The 15,691-nt window shown below is 70.1% G+C and carries 12 protein-coding genes; 10 read left to right on the top strand and 2 right to left on the bottom strand.

All coding sequences use genetic code 11. The features are described 5' to 3' along the window. The first annotated feature begins 17 nt into the window (after positions 1-17). From B3S45_RS13330 to argH, 9 genes are all read left to right on the top strand, one after another. Positions 18-2,948 carry an MMPL family transporter gene (locus tag B3S45_RS13330; protein ID WP_286721190.1) on the top strand — a complete coding sequence of 977 codons (2,931 nt, stop codon included), beginning with the start codon at positions 18-20 and terminating at the stop codon, positions 2,946-2,948. Next, the gene (locus B3S45_RS13325; RefSeq protein WP_286721187.1) at positions 2,945-4,783 is read left to right on the top strand and encodes a hypothetical protein; all 1,839 of its coding nucleotides are present in this window, start codon (positions 2,945-2,947) and stop codon (positions 4,781-4,783) included. Before B3S45_RS13330 ends, B3S45_RS13325 begins: the two co-directional genes overlap by 4 nt. Positions 4,784-5,059: 276 nt before the next feature. Beyond that, positions 5,060-6,169: an N-acetyl-gamma-glutamyl-phosphate reductase gene (locus B3S45_RS13320; protein WP_286721185.1), complete on the top strand. Its 1,110-nt coding sequence runs from the start codon at positions 5,060-5,062 to the stop codon at positions 6,167-6,169. Next, the gene (gene argJ / locus B3S45_RS13315) at positions 6,166-7,323 is read left to right on the top strand and encodes a bifunctional glutamate N-acetyltransferase/amino-acid acetyltransferase ArgJ (RefSeq protein ID WP_286721183.1); all 1,158 of its coding nucleotides are present in this window, start codon (positions 6,166-6,168) and stop codon (positions 7,321-7,323) included. The genes B3S45_RS13320 and argJ overlap by 4 nt, the downstream gene beginning before the upstream one ends. Then, complete coding sequence (gene argB / locus B3S45_RS13310) at positions 7,320-8,219, top strand: acetylglutamate kinase (RefSeq protein WP_071046088.1); 900 nt, start codon at positions 7,320-7,322, stop codon at positions 8,217-8,219. The genes argJ and argB overlap by 4 nt, the downstream gene beginning before the upstream one ends. Beyond that, entirely contained in the window at positions 8,216-9,469 is a 1,254-nt protein-coding gene (locus B3S45_RS13305) for an acetylornithine transaminase (protein WP_194383353.1), read from the top strand. The genes argB and B3S45_RS13305 overlap by 4 nt, the downstream gene beginning before the upstream one ends. Further along, a complete protein-coding gene (gene argF, locus B3S45_RS13300; RefSeq protein ID WP_194383352.1) occupies positions 9,466-10,389 on the top strand; it encodes an ornithine carbamoyltransferase in 924 nt (307 codons plus the stop codon). The genes B3S45_RS13305 and argF overlap by 4 nt, the downstream gene beginning before the upstream one ends. Before the next feature lie 20 nt (positions 10,390-10,409). Further along, positions 10,410-11,594 (top strand): heparan-alpha-glucosaminide N-acetyltransferase domain-containing protein, encoded by a 1,185-nt coding sequence (locus B3S45_RS13295; protein ID WP_286721180.1) that lies wholly within the window; start codon positions 10,410-10,412, stop codon positions 11,592-11,594. A gap of 9 nt (positions 11,595-11,603) precedes the next feature. Continuing rightward, positions 11,604-13,034 carry an argininosuccinate lyase gene (gene argH / locus B3S45_RS13290; protein WP_194383350.1) on the top strand — a complete coding sequence of 477 codons (1,431 nt, stop codon included), beginning with the start codon at positions 11,604-11,606 and terminating at the stop codon, positions 13,032-13,034. Positions 13,035-13,049: 15 nt separating this feature from the next. On the opposite strand, the gene B3S45_RS13285 is transcribed toward argH, so the two are convergent. Next, positions 13,050-13,634: a hypothetical protein gene (locus B3S45_RS13285; protein ID WP_286721178.1), complete on the bottom strand. Its 585-nt coding sequence runs from the start codon at positions 13,632-13,634 to the stop codon at positions 13,050-13,052. A gap of 12 nt (positions 13,635-13,646) precedes the next feature. Further along, positions 13,647-14,252: a DNA-binding protein gene (locus B3S45_RS13280; RefSeq protein WP_194383349.1), complete on the bottom strand. Its 606-nt coding sequence runs from the start codon at positions 14,250-14,252 to the stop codon at positions 13,647-13,649. 107 nt (positions 14,253-14,359) lie between these two features. Between B3S45_RS13280 and tyrS the strand changes: the two genes are divergently transcribed. Continuing rightward, on the top strand, positions 14,360-15,664 hold the full coding sequence (tyrS, locus tag B3S45_RS13275; RefSeq protein WP_194383348.1) for a tyrosine--tRNA ligase: 1,305 nt from the start codon (positions 14,360-14,362) through the stop codon (positions 15,662-15,664). Positions 15,665-15,691: the final 27 nt, after the last annotated feature.

The following is a 15,691-nucleotide window of genomic DNA, read 5'->3' as shown; positions in this document are numbered from 1 at the left end:
ACCCGAGAGGCCTGCCGATGTCGTCATTCCTGTACCGAATCGGTCGCTTCTCGGCCCGCCGCCGCTGGTGGGTGATCGCCGTCTGGCTGATCCTCGCCGTCGGCGGCGGCGCGCTGTCCAACGCGTTGGGCGGACAGCTGCAGAGCTCCTTCGAGATCCCCGGCACGCAGTCCCAGAACGCCCTGGACACCCTCGAACAGCGCTTCCCGCAGCTGAGCGGTGCGAGCACGCGCATCGTGGTGGCGACGCCGGACGGGTCGGACATCTCCGCCGACCAGGACCTCATCGTCACCGCCTGCGAGGACGTCGCCGCACTCGATGACGTCGCGATCGTCGAGTGCCCGTACGCCATGACCGCATCCGGGCAGACGCCGGCGTCGTCGGGGAACGCCGCGCAGGTCTCCGACGACGGCTCGATGGTTTACATCACCGCCGACCTGACCGTCGCGTCGACCGCCATCACCGACACGCTCGAGGACGGCATCGAATCGGCCATGGAGCCCGCCGTCGACGCCGGACTCGACGTCGCGTACTCCGGGCTGCCGGCGACGGCCGCGTCGGGCGTCGACTGGACCGAGATGGTCGGCCTCGGGATCGCCTTCGTCGTCTTGGCGATCACCTTCCTGTCCGTGATCGCGGCGGGCGTGCCGCTGGTCACGGCGCTGGTGGGCGTCGGCGTCGCCTCCAGCTCGATCCTCATCGTCGCGGCGTTCGCGCCGGTGTCGTCGACGGCGCCGCTGTTGGCGACCATGCTCGGCCTGGCCGTGGGCATCGACTACTCCCTGCTCATCACGTCACGTCACCGCACGCAGCTGGCCTCGGGAGTGGCGGTGCGGGAGTCGGTCGCCGTGGCCATCTCGACGGCCGGAACGGCGGTCGTGTTCGCCGGTCTCACCGTCATGATCGCGCTGCTGGGTCTCGCCGTGGCCGGAATCCCCTTCCTCACGATCATGGGGATCGGCGCAGCCGCGGCCGTGCTGTGCGCCCTCGCCGTGGCGGTCACGCTGCTGCCGGCGATCCTCGCCGTGCTGGGTCGTGCGCTGCGCCCGCGGCAGAAGCGGCCGTCCGGCCGGTCGCGCGCGCAGGAGACCCCGGGCGCCCCGGAGCCGCCCGCGGGCGAACCCGCCGCCGACGTCGAGGGGTCCGTCCCCGACGCGCCCGAGACCGAGGAGACGGCTGCGCCCCGGAGGCCGGCATTCTGGGGGCGCGCGGCGACCGCATCGCCGGTGGTCACCGTGATCGTCGTGTTCGCCGCGCTCATCGCCCTCGCGCTCCCCGCGATGGGGCTGAGACTCACTCTGCCGGACGCCGGCTACGACCCCGAGGGCACGACGGCGCGGACCGCGTACGACATGCTCGACAGCGGGTTCGGGCCGGGCTTCAACGGACCGCTCGTCATCACCGCCGACATCTCGGAGACCCTCGATGTCGAGGGCGCGCTGTCGGCCCTCGACGACGAGTTCTCCGCGGTGCCCGACGTCGCCTCGACCAGCCAGGCGGTCCCCAACGAGGCTCTCGACCTCGCGGTGCTGACGATCATCCCCGACAGTGCCCCCGCCGACCAGAAGACGGCCGACCTCGTCAGCGAGCTGAGGTCGATGGCGCCGGCGTTCGATGCGGCGAACGGTTTCACCTACGAGGTCACCGGTCAGACCGCCCTCGCCATCGACATCTCCGACCGGCTCGGGGCCGCGCTGCCCCCGTTCGCCGTGGTCGTGGTGGGGCTGTGCATCGTGCTGCTGACGATCATGTTCCGATCCCTCGCCGTCCCGCTGTCGGCGACGGTGGGCTACCTGCTCACGGTCGGAGCGTCCCTGGGCGTGGCGACGCTCGTCTTCGAGCACGGCGTCGGGGCCGGGCTCGTCGGCGTGGTCAAGGTCGGCCCGGTCGTGAGCTTCATGCCGATCCTCGTCATGGCGGTCCTGTTCGGCCTCGCGATGGACTACCACGTGTTCCTCGTGTCGCGGATGCGCGAGCACTTCTCCGAGACGCACGACGCCCGCGCGTCCGTCCTGCAGGGTTTCACGGCCTCGGCCCGAGTGGTCACCGCAGCGGCGCTCATCATGTTCTCGGTCTTCTTCTCCTTCGTGCCGGGCGGATCGGCGATCATCCAGCCCATCGCGCTCGCGCTGGGCGTCGGCGTGCTGATCGACGCGTTCATCGTGCGGATGACCCTGGTCCCGGCGGTGATGATGCTGCTCGGCGACAGGGCGTGGTGGTTGCCGGCGTGGCTCGAGCGCCTCCTGCCGGACGCGGACATCGAGGGCGAGGAGGTCCAGCGGATGCTGCGCCAGCGTGAATGGGCCGATGCCGGCGAGCGCGGGGGCGTGCACGCCGACCGGCTGCGGGTCGGCGACAGCGGCACGGTGACCTTCTCCGCGCGCGCACGGGACCTGATCCTGATCGGCGGACGTGGTGCCGGGGCCGTGGTGGCGGCGGTGGCCGGACGTGCGGCGGAGACCGAGGGCGACCTGCGCGTGTTCGATCGGATCGTGCCGTTCGACCGGGGCGCGGTGGCCCGTACGGCCGCCTATGTGCCGGCGGTGCCCGACGCGCCCGCGGGGGAGAGCGTTGCGGAGAGACTGCGGTCGCGGATCCCGAAGGGCGCGATGGGCGACGAGCGCGTGGCGGACGCCGCCGAGACCTTCGATCGGCTGTGGGATACCCTGCGGCCGGGGGAGGCACCCGAGATCGCGCCGGACACGCCCGTGTCCCATCTCGACGACGGCGGCCGGTGGGCGCTCGATGCCGCGGCGGCGCTGGCGGGCGAGTCGCCGCTGATCGCGATCGATCTCGCCGGGCGCGAGCCGGCGGCGGCGCTGCTGGCCGTCGTCATCGCCCGCGCCCCTCACCGGGCGACGCTCGTCCTCGCGTCGGATGCGCCGAGTCCCGTCACCGACCGGACGATCGTCACGGTCGCCGCGTCCGCAGCGGAGGTCCCCGCATGACCCGGTTCTGGCCGCTGACCCCCTCGCCGGCCGTCGGCCGCGCTCGCTGGCCGATGATCCTCGTGATCGCCCTCGCCGTAGTGGCCCCCGTGCTCATCGTCCTCGCGCTGGCGCCGCGGACGAGCGGCGACGCGGTGCCCGCGGCGATCGTGAACCTCGACGTGCCGATCCAGGACGGCGACTCGACCGTGGCCGCCGGCAAGCTCCTCACGCAGAACCTCGTCACCGCCGACGACGACATCGCGTGGACCCTCACCGATGCGGACACGGCGTCGTCTGGTCTGGCCGACGGAACGTTCCAAGCCGTCGTCACCATCCCCGCGGATTTCTCCCAGACGGTCTCCCGCATCTCGACCGACGACCCCGCGGTGTCGACGCTCGCGGTGCAGACCAGCACCGAGCACGGGTACGTCGGCGGGGTGGTGGCCGAGGCCGTCGCGGTCGGCCTTCCCGCCGACGTGTCGCAGGAGCTCACCGAGGAGTACGTCGCCGGCACGCTGGCGGCGTTCGCGGAGCTGCACGACGGACTGTCGGACCTGGCCACCGGGGTGGACGGGCTGCAGGAGGGCACCGACGCGGCGACGGAGGGTGCCGAGGAGCTTGCCACCGACGCGCAGCTTCTCGCCGACGGCCTCGCCGAGATCGATCGTGTCATCGACGCGCTGCCGGCCGGCGCGGCCGACCTCGGCACGCTGAGCGCCGACGGTGCGGCCGCGTCGGCGCGCCTGGCCGAGTCGCTCGCGGCGTCGGCGGTCGTGCTGGCGGAACTCGCCGTCGAGCAGAGCCTCGGAGCGGATGCGCTCGGGGCGCTCGAAGATGCGGTGCGGGCCGACCCGACGGCACCGGCGGGCGATCTCCTCGACGACATCGCCGCGCTGCAGCAGGGGGCGGCATCGGTCGAGTCGGGCATCGCGGATCAGTCGCGCGCGATCGCCGCGGATGCGGCCGACGCCGCCGTGATCGCGGTGGGGGCCGAGGGCATCGCGCTGATCAGCGGACCGGTCGCGCAGGGCCTCGGGACGCTCGCCGCGCTCACCGACGATGCCGCCGCGGGATCGGTCGGACTCGCGGAGGGTGTCGCGGCCCTCGCCGGGGGTCTCGCGCAGCTCGGTGCCGCGACGGAGGAGGTGGCATCGGGCACGCAGGAGATCGCGTCGTCGGTGCCCGATTACAGCGACGACCAGCAGAAGGAGATCGCCTCGGTCGTGGCCCAGCCGATCACCTCGAGCGTCGAAATGGTCGCCGGGCCGCCGAGTGCGCTCGCCGCCACACTGGCCGCGGTCGTCCCGATCTCGCTCTGGCTGGGGTCGATGGCGACCTTCACCGTGGTCGCACCGTTCTCGCGCTCGCAGGTGTCCACGTCGCGATCGCCGGTGCGGATCGCGACGGACGGAGCGCTGGTCGCGATCGGCGTGGGAGCCGTTCAGGCTGTGCTGGTCTGGATCGCGATGGCCCTCCTGGGGGCGACCCCGGAGAGACTGCTCGTCGCGTTCGGTCTGATCCTGGCCGCCGCGATCGCGTTCGCGCTAGTCCATCAGGCGCTCGTGGCCCTCCTCGGCCGCATCGGATTGGTCCTGTCGGCGGTCGCCCTCGGACTGCAGCTTGTCGCATCGGGAACCCTCGTCGCCGGGGTGCACGACCCGACGGTGGCCCTCCTCCCGCTGAGTGTCGCGCTGCAGGGCGGTGAGGCGCTCATGGGCGGCTCCCTGCATGCGGTCCTCGCATCCGCGGTGGGCCTCGGGATCTGGGCTGTGCTCGCCGTCTTCGCGACCGCCTTCGCCGTCGCGCGCGAGCGGAGGCGGACGCTGTCGGGACTCGTCGCCGGAGCGGTGTGACCGCCGGCCTCCCTGAGCGGGGCGATTTGCCCTGCCTGCGCGGGCGCGACTATCGTCAGCCCCATGCTTCCGGCTGCCTCGCTCCCGACGGCGCCCGCCCTGGGCGCCGTGATCGTCGTGGGCCCGCAGCCGGTTCGCACCGCGTCGCCGCGCCGACGCCACCTCGGTTCGCTCCGTCGCGGTCGCCGACTCTAGGCGACCCCGCACACGGTCCGGTTGGACCGGCGGGCGTCGCCGCCTTCAGGCTCCGACTCCTTCGAAACTAAGGTGGAACGCATGACCTATTCGGTCGCCGTCTCCGGCGCATCCGGCTATGCCGGCGGTGAGATACTTCGGCTCCTGGCCGCCCATCCCGATGTGGAGATCCGCACCGTCACGGCGCATTCGACCGCGGGGCAGCCTCTGGTCCAGCACCAGCCGCACCTGCGATCGCTGGCGCATCTGACGATCCAGCAGACGACCCCCGAGGTGCTCGCCGGGCATGACATCGTCGTCCTGGCGTTGCCCCACGGGCAGTCGGGACAGTACACGGATGCGCTCGCGGAGACGCCGCTGGTGATCGATGCGGGCGCTGACCATCGACTCGAGTCGCGGGATGCGTGGAACGCCTTCTACGGCGGCGACTTCCACGAGCCGTGGACCTACGGCGTGCCGGAGCTGATCGTCGACGGTGGAAAGCAGCGTGACCGGCTGGTCGACGCCACCCGCATCGCCGCACCCGGCTGCAACGCGTCCACCGTGAGCCTGAGTCTCGCCCCGGGCGTCGCGGGCGGGGTCATCGATCCGTCCGACATCGTGAGCGTGCTCGCCGTCGGACCGTCGGGAGCCGGCAAGGCGATGAAGACGAATCTGCTGGCCGCCGAGATCCTGGGCACGGCGAACCCGTATGCCGTCGGCGGCACGCACCGCCACATCCCGGAGATCCGGCAGGCGCTGACCGCGGCGATGTCGGAGAATCGCGCCGATGTCGGAGGGAACGCGCCGGATTCTCCGACATCGGGCTCGATCTCCGACGATCACGCCGTCGGCATCTCCTTCACGCCCGTCCTCGTGCCGATGGCGCGCGGGATCCTCGCCACCTCGACAGCGCCGATCGCGCCGGGGGTGACGGATGCGCAGATCCGCGACGCGTGGGAGGCGGCCTACGCGGACGAGACCTTCGTCCAGCTGCTGCCCGCCGGCTCCTTCCCCCGCACGGCCGATGTCATCGGCGCGAACACGGCGCTGATCGGCCTCGCGGTCGATCGCGCGGCCAACCGCGTGGTGGTCGTCACCGCGGTGGACAACCTCGTCAAGGGCACCGCGGGTGCCGCTGTGCAGTCCATGAACATCGCGCTCGGACTCCCCGAGGACCGAGCCCTCGCCGTGAACGGAGTGGCACCGTGAGCGTCACCGCCCCCCAGGGATTCGAAGCGGCCGGCGTCGCGGTCGGTCTGAAGTCCACCGGCAAGCCGGATGTCGCGGTGGTCGTCAATCGAGGCCCGCTCACCGCGGGCGCGGCCGTCTTCACGTCCAATCGCGCGAAGGCCAATCCGATCCTGTGGTCCGAGCAGGTCGTGAAGGACGGGGCGATCGCGGCGATCGTGCTCAATTCCGGCGGGGCGAACTGCTTCACCGGCAGCTTCGGGTTCCAGACCACGCATCAGACCGCCGAGAAAGCCGCGGAACTGCTCGAGATCGGCGCCGGCGACGTGGTGGTGTGCTCCACCGGGCTCATCGGCACCGGCGACGCGGTCTTCCGCGGCAAAGTGCTCGAAGGGACCGAGAAGGCGATCGCCGCGCTGTCCACCGACGGCGGAGAAGACGCCGCGCTCGCGATCATGACGACGGACTCGCGGGCGAAGCGGTCGGTCCGCTCCGTCGACGGGTGGACGATCGGTGCCATGGCGAAGGGGGCGGGGATGCTCGCGCCGGGCCTGGCGACGATGCTCGTCGTCGTGACGACCGACGCCGTCCTCACCCCGGCTGAGGCGGATGCGCACCTGCGCGCGGCCACTCGGGTGAGTTTCGATCGGCTCGATTCCGACGGCTGCATGTCCACCAACGACCAGGTGACCCTCATGGCGAGCGGCGCATCCGGGATCACGCCGGAGCCCGATGCGTTCCGCGCCGCGCTCATCGACGTGTGCACCGACCTCGCGATCCAGCTGCAGTCCGATGCGGAGGGGGCGAGCCACGACATCACGATCGAGGTCGTCGGTGCCGTCTCCGAAGACGACGCCGTCGAGGTGGGTCGCTCGGTCGCTCGCAACAACCTGTTCAAGGCCGCCGTCTTCGGCAAGGACCCGAACTGGGGGCGCGTGCTCGCCGCGATCGGCACCACCGATGCCGCGTTCGACCCCTACGACGTGGACGTGTCGATGAACGGTGTGCGCGTATGCACCTCCGGCGGCCCCGACCGGCCGCGTGAAGACGTCGACCTGTCGCCGCGCGCCACCCATGTCCTGATCGATCTGAAGGTCGGCGACGCCTTCGCGACGATCTACACCAACGACCTCACCCACGATTACGTCCACGAGAACAGCGCGTACTCCTCATGACCGACATCCAGGACACCGACCCGACCGCTGCCAGCGCGCGCGTGGAGGCGATGATCGAGTCGCTGCCGTGGCTGCAGCGCTTCCGCGACCAGACGGTGGTCATCAAGTACGGCGGGAATGCCATGGTCTCCGACGAGTTGCAGGAGGCCTTCGCCGCCGACGTCGCCTATCTGCGCTACGTCGGCGTGAAGCCGGTGATCGTGCACGGCGGAGGCCCGCAGATCTCCTCGATGCTCGACCGCCTCGCGATCCCGAGCGAGTTCAAGGGCGGCTATCGCGTCACGACGACCGAAGCGATCTCGGTGGTGCGGATGGTGCTGACCGGCCAGATCAACCCTCAGCTGGTGGCCAAGATCAACGCCCACGGGCCCCTCGCCACCGGCCTGTCCGGAGAGGACGCGGGCCTGTTCACCGGGCGACGTCGCGGCGTGATGCTCGACGGGGTGGAACACGACCTCGGGCGCGTCGGCGACGTGGTGAGCGTGGACCCGCAGCCGGTGCTCGACCAGCTCGAGGCCGGCCGGATCCCGGTGGTCTCGAGCATCGCCCCGGACAGCGACAACCCCGGGCATTCGCTCAACGTCAATGCGGATGCGGCAGCGTCCGCCCTCGCCGTGGCGCTCGGGGCGGCGAAGCTGGTCGTGCTCACCGATGTCGCCGGGCTCTACGCCGACTGGCCGAACCGCGACTCCCTCGTGTCGCACCTGACCTCGACCGAGCTCACCGAACTGCTGCCCACCCTCGAGTCGGGGATGATCCCGAAGATGACGGCGTGTCTGCACGCAGTGCAGGGCGGCGTCGAGACGGCGGCGATCATCGACGGCCGGGTGCCGCATTCGGTGCTGGTGGAGATCTTCACGAACAAGGGAATCGGAACCGAGGTGGTGGACGGATGACCGGGACGGCGACGTGGCGGGATGACGCGGGACGCGATCTGATCCGGAACGCGGGAGATCGCTTCGCGCTCTTCGTCCGAGGGGAGGGGGCGTACGTCTGGGACGAGCACGGTACGCGATATCTCGACTTCCTGGCGGGGATCGCCGTCAACTCCCTCGGGCACGCGCATCCCGTCTTCGTGGATGCCGTCGCCACTCAGGCGGCGACGCTCGCTCATGTGTCGAATTACTTCGCCACGCCGCCTCAGCTCGCCCTGGCCGCCAAGCTCAAGGATCTCGCGGGGACCGGGCCGAGCGGACGCGTCTACTTCGCCAATTCCGGTGCGGAGGCGAACGAGGCCGCCTTCAAGCTGGCGCGGCTCCACGGTGCGGCGCGAGATGGACGTCCCGCACGGCTGCGCATCCTCACCCTGGAGAACGCCTTCCACGGGCGCACGATGGGAACGCTCGCGCTCACCGGGAAGCCCGCGATGCAGGAGCCGTTCCTGCCCATGGTGGCGGGCGTCGAGCACATCGCCCCGACGATCGAAGCGCTCGAGCATGCGATGGGTGACGACGTCGCGGCGCTCGTGGTGGAGCCGATCCAGGGCGAGGCGGGTGTCGTCGACCTGCCGGAGGGATATCTGGCGGCCGCACGCGAGCTTACGGCTCGCCACGGTGCTCTTCTCATCGTCGATGAGATCCAGACCGGTGCCGGCCGCACGGGGGAGTGGTTCGGCTACCAGCATGCCGGGATCACCCCCGACGCGATCACCGTCGCGAAGGGGATCGGAGGCGGCTTCCCGATCGGCGCTCTGGTGACCTTCGGCGACAGCAGCGAGCTCTTCTACCCGGGAACCCACGGGTCGACCTTCGGTGGCAACGCCCTCGGGACCGCGGTCTCCCTCGCGGTGCTGTGCGAGATCGAGCGGGCCGACCTGGTCGAGAACGCCGCGACGCGCGGCACGCAGCTGCGCGAGCGGATCTCCGCCATCGGCTCGCCCCTCGTCGCGGGAACGCGTGGCCGCGGACTCCTGATCGGGGTCGCCCTGAAGCATCCGGTCGCCGGTGCCGTCGTCGCCGCGGCGCAGGAGCACGGCCTGATCGTGAACGCGGCGAACCCGTCGACCGTTCGCGTCGCACCGCCGCTGAACATCGGCGACGTCGAGATCGATGACTTCATCGGACTGTTCGCCCGCGCCCTCGCCACGGTGGAGACGTCCGTTCTGCTGGACGCCGATGAATCGGCCACGACGGAGGTACCCGCATGACCCGCCACCTGCTGCGCGACGACGACCTGACCACGGACGAGCAGACCGAGATCCTCGACCTCGCCGTCGCGTTGAAGAAGGACCGCTGGAAGCTCAAGCCCCTCGAAGGTCCGCAGACGGTCGCGGTCATCTTCGACAAGTCGTCCACGCGCACCAGGGTCTCGTTCGCGGTGGGAATAGCCGACCTCGGCGGCTCGCCCCTGATCATCTCGACCGCAAGCAGCCAGCTCGGCGGCAAGGAGACTCCCGCCGACACGGCCCGGGTGCTCGAGCGACAGGTGGCCGCCATCGTCTGGCGCACGTACGCCCAGGCGGGACTTGAGCAGATGGCCGCGGGAACCCGGGTGCCGGTCGTCAATGCGCTCAGCGACGACTTCCACCCGTGTCAGCTGCTCGCCGATCTGCTGACGATCCGCGAGCACAAGGGAGATCTCGACGGTCTCACGCTCGCCTTCTTCGGAGACGGTCGCAGCAACATGGCGCACTCGTATGTGCTCGCGGGCGTCACCGCCGGCATGCACGTGCGCGTCGCATCCCCGGAGCACTACGCCCCGCGCGACGATGTGATCGCCGACGCCGATCGTCGCGCCGCGGAGACCGGTGGTTCGGTGACGCTGTACACCGACGCGAACGAGGCCGCGGCCGGTGCCGACGTCGTCGTGACCGACACCTGGGTGTCGATGGGCAAGGAGGAGGAGAAGCTCGCGCGTCTGCGCGATCTGGGCGAGTACAAGGTCACCACCGAACTCATGCGCCTCGCGAAGGACGATGCGATCTTCATCCACTGTCTTCCCGCCGATCGCGGATACGAGGTCGACGCCGAGGTGATCGACGGCCCCCAGAGCGTCGTATGGGACGAGGCGGAGAATCGCCTGCACGCGCAGAAGGCCCTGCTGGTCTGGCTTCTGCGTCAGGGCTGACGGGGCGGGATGGAGGATAGGTGACCGATCCGGCATCGGATGCGACCGGAGCGGTTCGTCCGCGCCTGTCGCGCAACGGGATCCAGCTGAACGGTGCGGGCCGCATCGCCGGCCTCGACTTCGCCCGCGGGCTGGCGATCATCGGGATGCTGGCGGCGCACCTGCTCTGGCTGGGGGACGACGTGGTCCTCGCCGATCCGTCGACCTGGTCGAACATCGCAGCCGGACGGTCATCGATTCTCTTCGCGACGCTTGCCGGCGTGTCGCTCGGCCTCATGACGGGAGGGCGTCATCCGGCCCGCGGCGCAGCCATGGGTGTTGCACGACGCCGGATCGCGCTGCGTGCAGCGCTGCTGTGGGTGCTCGGGGTTCTCCTGATCGGAACCGGCGTGCCCGTCTACGTCATCCTCCCGGCATACGCGGTGCTGTTCCTGCTCGCGCTGCCCGCTCTCACTCTGTCCACCCGCGTCGTGCTCGTCCTGGCAGGCGTGCTCGCCGTGGTGATGCCGTTCGCACAGGTCCTGCTGGATGCCCTGCCGTTCTGGGGCACGCCGATCGGCGAATCGGCCGCGCTCATGATCGGATGGCAGTATCCGTTCCCCGTGTGGATCGCCTTCGTGCTGGCTGGCCTCGGCATCGCGCGCGCGGGTCTGCAGCGCAGGAGCGTCCAGGTCGGCGCTGTGCTCGCCGGCGGAGCTCTCGCTGCCCTCGGCTACGGGCTGAATGCTGCGAGCGGGCTCGCCGCGGCCGACGAGTGGACCTCCTTCGCCGGGGCGGTGTGGACTGCTCGACCGCATTCGAGCGGGCTGCTGGAGGTCATCGGTTCCGGAGGTTTCGCGCTTGCCGTCATCGGCGGGTGCGTGCTGGTGTGCGGTCCCTGGTGGCGGGGGAGCGTGATGAGCCCGGCGGGGTGGATCGTCCTGCCCGTGCGCGCCGTCGGAGCGATGCCGCTGAGTGCGTACACCGCGCAGCTCGTGATCTGGGCGATCGCAGCGGCGGTGATCCTGGGGGATCCGTCCGACCTTCAGGGCTTCCGCGACCTCGACCCGTTCTGGCCGATCACGGCGGTCCTGATCGTCGCCGCGACCGTCTGGGCGCTGACGATCGGACGCGGACCGCTGGAGGCGGCGACCGACCGGGTCACGCGAGTGCTCGTGCCCGGTCGTGCGGACACGGCGGCGGAGACCCGTCTCGGACCTCGCTAGGCTGACACGGTGAGTGAGAGCAAGACCGAAGGCACGAACGAGGGCGCCCTCTGGGGAGCACGCTTCGCGACGGGTCCGTCGCCCGAGCTGGAGGCCTTGAGCCGTTCCACCCACTTCGACTGGGCGATGGCGCCGTATGACCTCGCCGGTTCCCATGCCCACGCCAAGGCGCTCGCCGCTGCGGGGTATCTCACGGCGGACGAGGAAGTTGCGATGCACGCGGGGCTGGATGCTCTCGCTCGACGTGTGGCCGACGGCACGTTGCTTCCGGCTCCGCACGACGAAGATGTGCACGGCGCCCTCGAAGCGGCGCTGATCGCGGAGGTCGGTGCTCACCTCGGCGGGAAGCTCCGTGCCGGTCGCAGTCGCAACGACCAGATCGCCACCCTCGTGCGGCTTTACCTGCTGGATCACTCACGCACGATCGCGCGCGACATCCTCCGTGTCATCGATGCGCTCACTTCGCAGGCCGAGGCGCACCCGGATGCCATCATGCCCGGGCGAACACACCTTCAGCACGCGCAGCCGGTCCTGCTGGCGCATCACCTCCAGGCGCACGCCTGGCCTCTCGTGCGCGATCTCGAGCGCCTGCGCGACTGGTCCGTCCGCGCCTCCGTCTCGCCGTACGGGGGCGGCGCGCTCGCCGGATCGACGCTCGGGCTCGACCCGCAGCTCGTCGCCGACGAACTCGGCCTGGCGCGCCCGGCGGAGAACTCCCTCGACGGCACGTCGTCCCGTGACGTCGTGGCGGAATTCGCTTTCATCGCGGCGATGATCGGCGTCGATCTGTCGAGGCTGTCGGAGGAGATCATCCTCTGGAACACCCGCGAGTTCGGATTCGTGACGCTCGACGACGGATACTCGACCGGGTCGAGCATCATGCCCCAGAAGAAGAACCCCGACATCGCCGAGTTGGCCCGCGGCAAGTCTGGGCGCCTGATCGGCAATCTGACCGGCCTGCTCGCGACCCTCAAGGGGCTGCCGATCGCGTACAACCGCGACCTTCAGGAAGACAAGGAGCCCGTCTTCGACTCGGTCGCCACCCTCGAGCTCGTCCTGCCGGCTTTCGCGGGCATGGTCGCCACGCTGCGCTTCGATACGTCGCGGATGGCCGAACTGGCCCCTGCCGGCTTCTCGCTGGCCACCGACGTCGCGGAATGGCTCGTCAAGCAGGGGGTGCCCTTCCGCGAGGCGCATGAGATCTCGGGCAGCCTCGTGCGTGCGTGCGAGGATCGTGAGATCGAGCTGCACGAGGCCTCGGACGAGGTGCTGGCCGCCGTCTCGCCCCATCTGACGCCGGAGGTTCGCGACGTGCTGACGGTCGAGGGTTCGGTCGGCAGCCGCCTCGGGGTCGGCGGCACGGCGCCGGTGCGGGTCGCTGAGCAGCGCGTGGAACTCATCGAGCGTTCGCAGACCGCGGCTCACGCCCTGGGAATCTGACCCGCGCGGCGCGGCCTACCAGATCGCGAGGCGCACGGTGGCCGCGACGGCGCTCGCCCACACGAGGCTCGCGAGCGTTCCGATGATGAACCGTTCCCGCGCCTCCGCAGACGCGAGTTCCGAGAAGCGTCCGATGCCCTTGAGGGCGACGACGACGGCGAGACCTTCCGGAAAGCCGACGAGAATCGTGAGTGTCGTCGCGACGCGCTCCAGATACCCGATCGTCGTCCCCCCGAGGAGCACCTCGCGGACCGCGGCGGCGTCATCCTCCCGTGCGGAACGCAGAAGGATTCCGCCGTGCTCGCCGTCGCGGACGGTGCCCTTGGTGGCGAGACGGAGCACCTCGCGAGTCAGCGGATTTCCTCCGACGACGGCGACCGACGCGCCGAGGAGAGCGAGGGGCAGCGCGATCGGGAGCGGCACGTCGGTCGGGACGACGACGACGGTGATGAGCATCGCCGCGACGATGGCCGCGGCGATCATGACGAACACCGCCGACGAGCGACGCGTCGTCACGATCACGGCGATGAGCGCCATCGCCATGCCGAGCAGGAGGCCCGCCGATACGGTAGCGGTCGCAAGCGACTCCGGCAGCATCATGGCGTCAGTCTGTCATGCGGGCTCGTCCTCGGCGCTGCTGTCGGCGCGTTCCAACACGTGGACGAGTGCGGGGACAGCGGCTTCTTCGAGGCGGAGCGCAGCGGCCTTCGCCCGCAGGCTCACTGCTCCGGCGCTGATGCCCAGCCGCTCGGCGGCCTCGCGCTGGGTGAGTCCCTCGGCGAGCAGGTCGTAGACCTCCCATCCCTCGTCGCTGCGCCGGTCCCGCACGTCGACGAGGAGGTGCACGAGGGCCTCGCCGTCCTGGGCAGCGGCGCCGCCGGAGACCGCACACCGCAGGGCCGTGGTCTTGGCGCGGTCGACCGCGTCACGAGCGGCGATGAACGCCGCTCCCCGGCCGGCACGCACGCTGCGGGGGAGCGGCGCCTCCACCGCGCCGACGCCGACGCCGACGCTCCAGGCTCCGCTCCTCGTGCTCGTCAGGAGAACACGGAGCGCCAGCGCCGCGTCGGTCGTCGCCATCTGCATCTCGTCACCCGCGGTACGTTCGGGTCTCGCCGCCCAGCCGTCGCCCCCGAGTTCGGTGAGGCCGTCGAGGGCGGCGGGCACGAGATCAGCGCCGCGGCGGCTGTCTCGCTGGTCGATCGTCAGGACGAACATGCGAAGCAGTTTAGCTAAAAAGCATAATCAAGGTCATATATAGTCTATAAGCTAAAGAGTCCCGGACGTGAGTCTGGAGCCGATACGCTCGCTGATAGCCTTTCACGGTGTCTGAAACCGTTGTGAAAGCGGTGACCCCCACGAACGACCCGACGTTCGAGAACGTCTGGGACGAACTGGTGTGGCGGGGTCTCGTGCAGGTGTCCACCGATCAGGATGCGCTTCGCGCGCTGCTCGCCGGGGATCCGATCACGTACTACTGCGGCTTCGACCCGACTGCTCCGAGCCTCCATCTCGGTCATCTCGTGCAGCTGCTGACCATGCGCCGTCTTCAGTTGGCCGGCCACCGTCCCCTCGGCCTCGTCGGTGGCTCGACCGGGCTCATCGGAGACCCTCGTCCCACCGCGGAGCGCACGCTCAACACGCGCGAGACCGTCGCGGAGTGGGTCGAGAGGCTTCGGGCACAGGTCGAGCGCTACCTGAGCTTCGAGGGTGCGAATGCCGCGCGCATGGTGAACAATCTCGACTGGACGGCCCCGCTGTCAGCCATCGACTTCCTGCGCGAGATCGGCAAGCACTACCGCGTCGGCACGATGATCAAGAAGGATGCGGTGAGCGCGCGTCTGAACTCCGACGCCGGCATCAGCTACACCGAGTTCAGCTACCAGATCCTGCAGGGGCTGGACTTCCTCGAGCTCTACCGCCAGTACGGCTGCCTGCTGCAGACCGGGGGCAGTGACCAGTGGGGCAATCTCACCAGCGGCACCGACCTAGTCCATCGCGTCGAGGGCGTCTCCGTGCACGCGATCGGAACGCCGTTGATCACGAACAGCGACGGGACGAAGTTCGGCAAGAGCGAGGGCAACGCGATCTGGATCGACGCAGAACTCACGAGCCCGTACGCCTTCTACCAGTTCTGGCTCAATACCGATGACCGTGATGTGATCGAACGTCTGAAGGTCTTCACGTTCCTCACCCGCGCAGAGATCGCACAGTACGAGGAGCTCGTCGAGAAGGAGCCGTTCCGCCGTGCCGCACAGCGCCGACTCGCACTCGAGGTTTCTGCGCTCGTGCACGGTGTCGAGACCACGGATGCGGTGGTCGCTGCGTCGGACGCGCTCTTCGGCAAGGGGGATCTGACGGCACTCGACCCCGTAGCCCTGCGTCAGGCTCTTCGGGAGTTGCCGCACGCGTCGGTCGAGCCCGGTAGCTCCGTCGTCGACGCGCTGGTCGCGACCGGACTGGTCTCCAGCCTGTCGGAGGCGCGTCGCGCCATCGCCCAGGGCGGTGTTGCGATGAACGGCGTCAAGGTGGCCGACGATTCAGCCGGTGTCTCCGGCGATCTGCCGGGCGGGCTGGCGGTGCTGCGTCGCGGCAAGAAGACGCTCGCGGGTCTCTTCATCGAGGCCTGAACGCTCACGACACGCCCGGGGTGTGGT

This window comes from Microbacterium sp. UBA1612 (assembly GCF_002321605.1).
Taxonomy (GTDB): Bacteria; Actinomycetota; Actinomycetes; order Actinomycetales; family Microbacteriaceae; genus Microbacterium; species Microbacterium luteum.
The sequence above is the reverse complement of the archived record's forward strand: the minus strand, read 5'-3'. Positions and strand labels throughout refer to the sequence as shown.

Bases quoted from the DNA above. Each gene is read 5' to 3' on its own strand.
- B3S45_RS13330 (WP_286721190.1), top strand. From the start codon at position 18: ATGTCGTCATTCCTGTACCGAATCGGTCGCTTCTCGGCCCGCCGCCGC.
- B3S45_RS13320 (WP_286721185.1), top strand. From the start codon at position 5,060: ATGACCTATTCGGTCGCCGTCTCCGGCGCATCCGGCTATGCCGGCGGT.
- B3S45_RS13305 (WP_194383353.1), top strand. From the start codon at position 8,216: ATGACCGGGACGGCGACGTGGCGGGATGACGCGGGACGCGATCTGATC.
- B3S45_RS13285 (WP_286721178.1), bottom strand. From the start codon at position 13,634: ATGATGCTGCCGGAGTCGCTTGCGACCGCTACCGTATCGGCGGGCCTC.
- B3S45_RS13280 (WP_194383349.1), bottom strand. From the start codon at position 14,252: ATGTTCGTCCTGACGATCGACCAGCGAGACAGCCGCCGCGGCGCTGAT.
- argB (WP_071046088.1), top strand. From the start codon at position 7,320: ATGACCGACATCCAGGACACCGACCCGACCGCTGCCAGCGCGCGCGTG.
- B3S45_RS13325 (WP_286721187.1), top strand. From the start codon at position 2,945: ATGACCCGGTTCTGGCCGCTGACCCCCTCGCCGGCCGTCGGCCGCGCT.
- argF (WP_194383352.1), top strand. From the start codon at position 9,466: ATGACCCGCCACCTGCTGCGCGACGACGACCTGACCACGGACGAGCAG.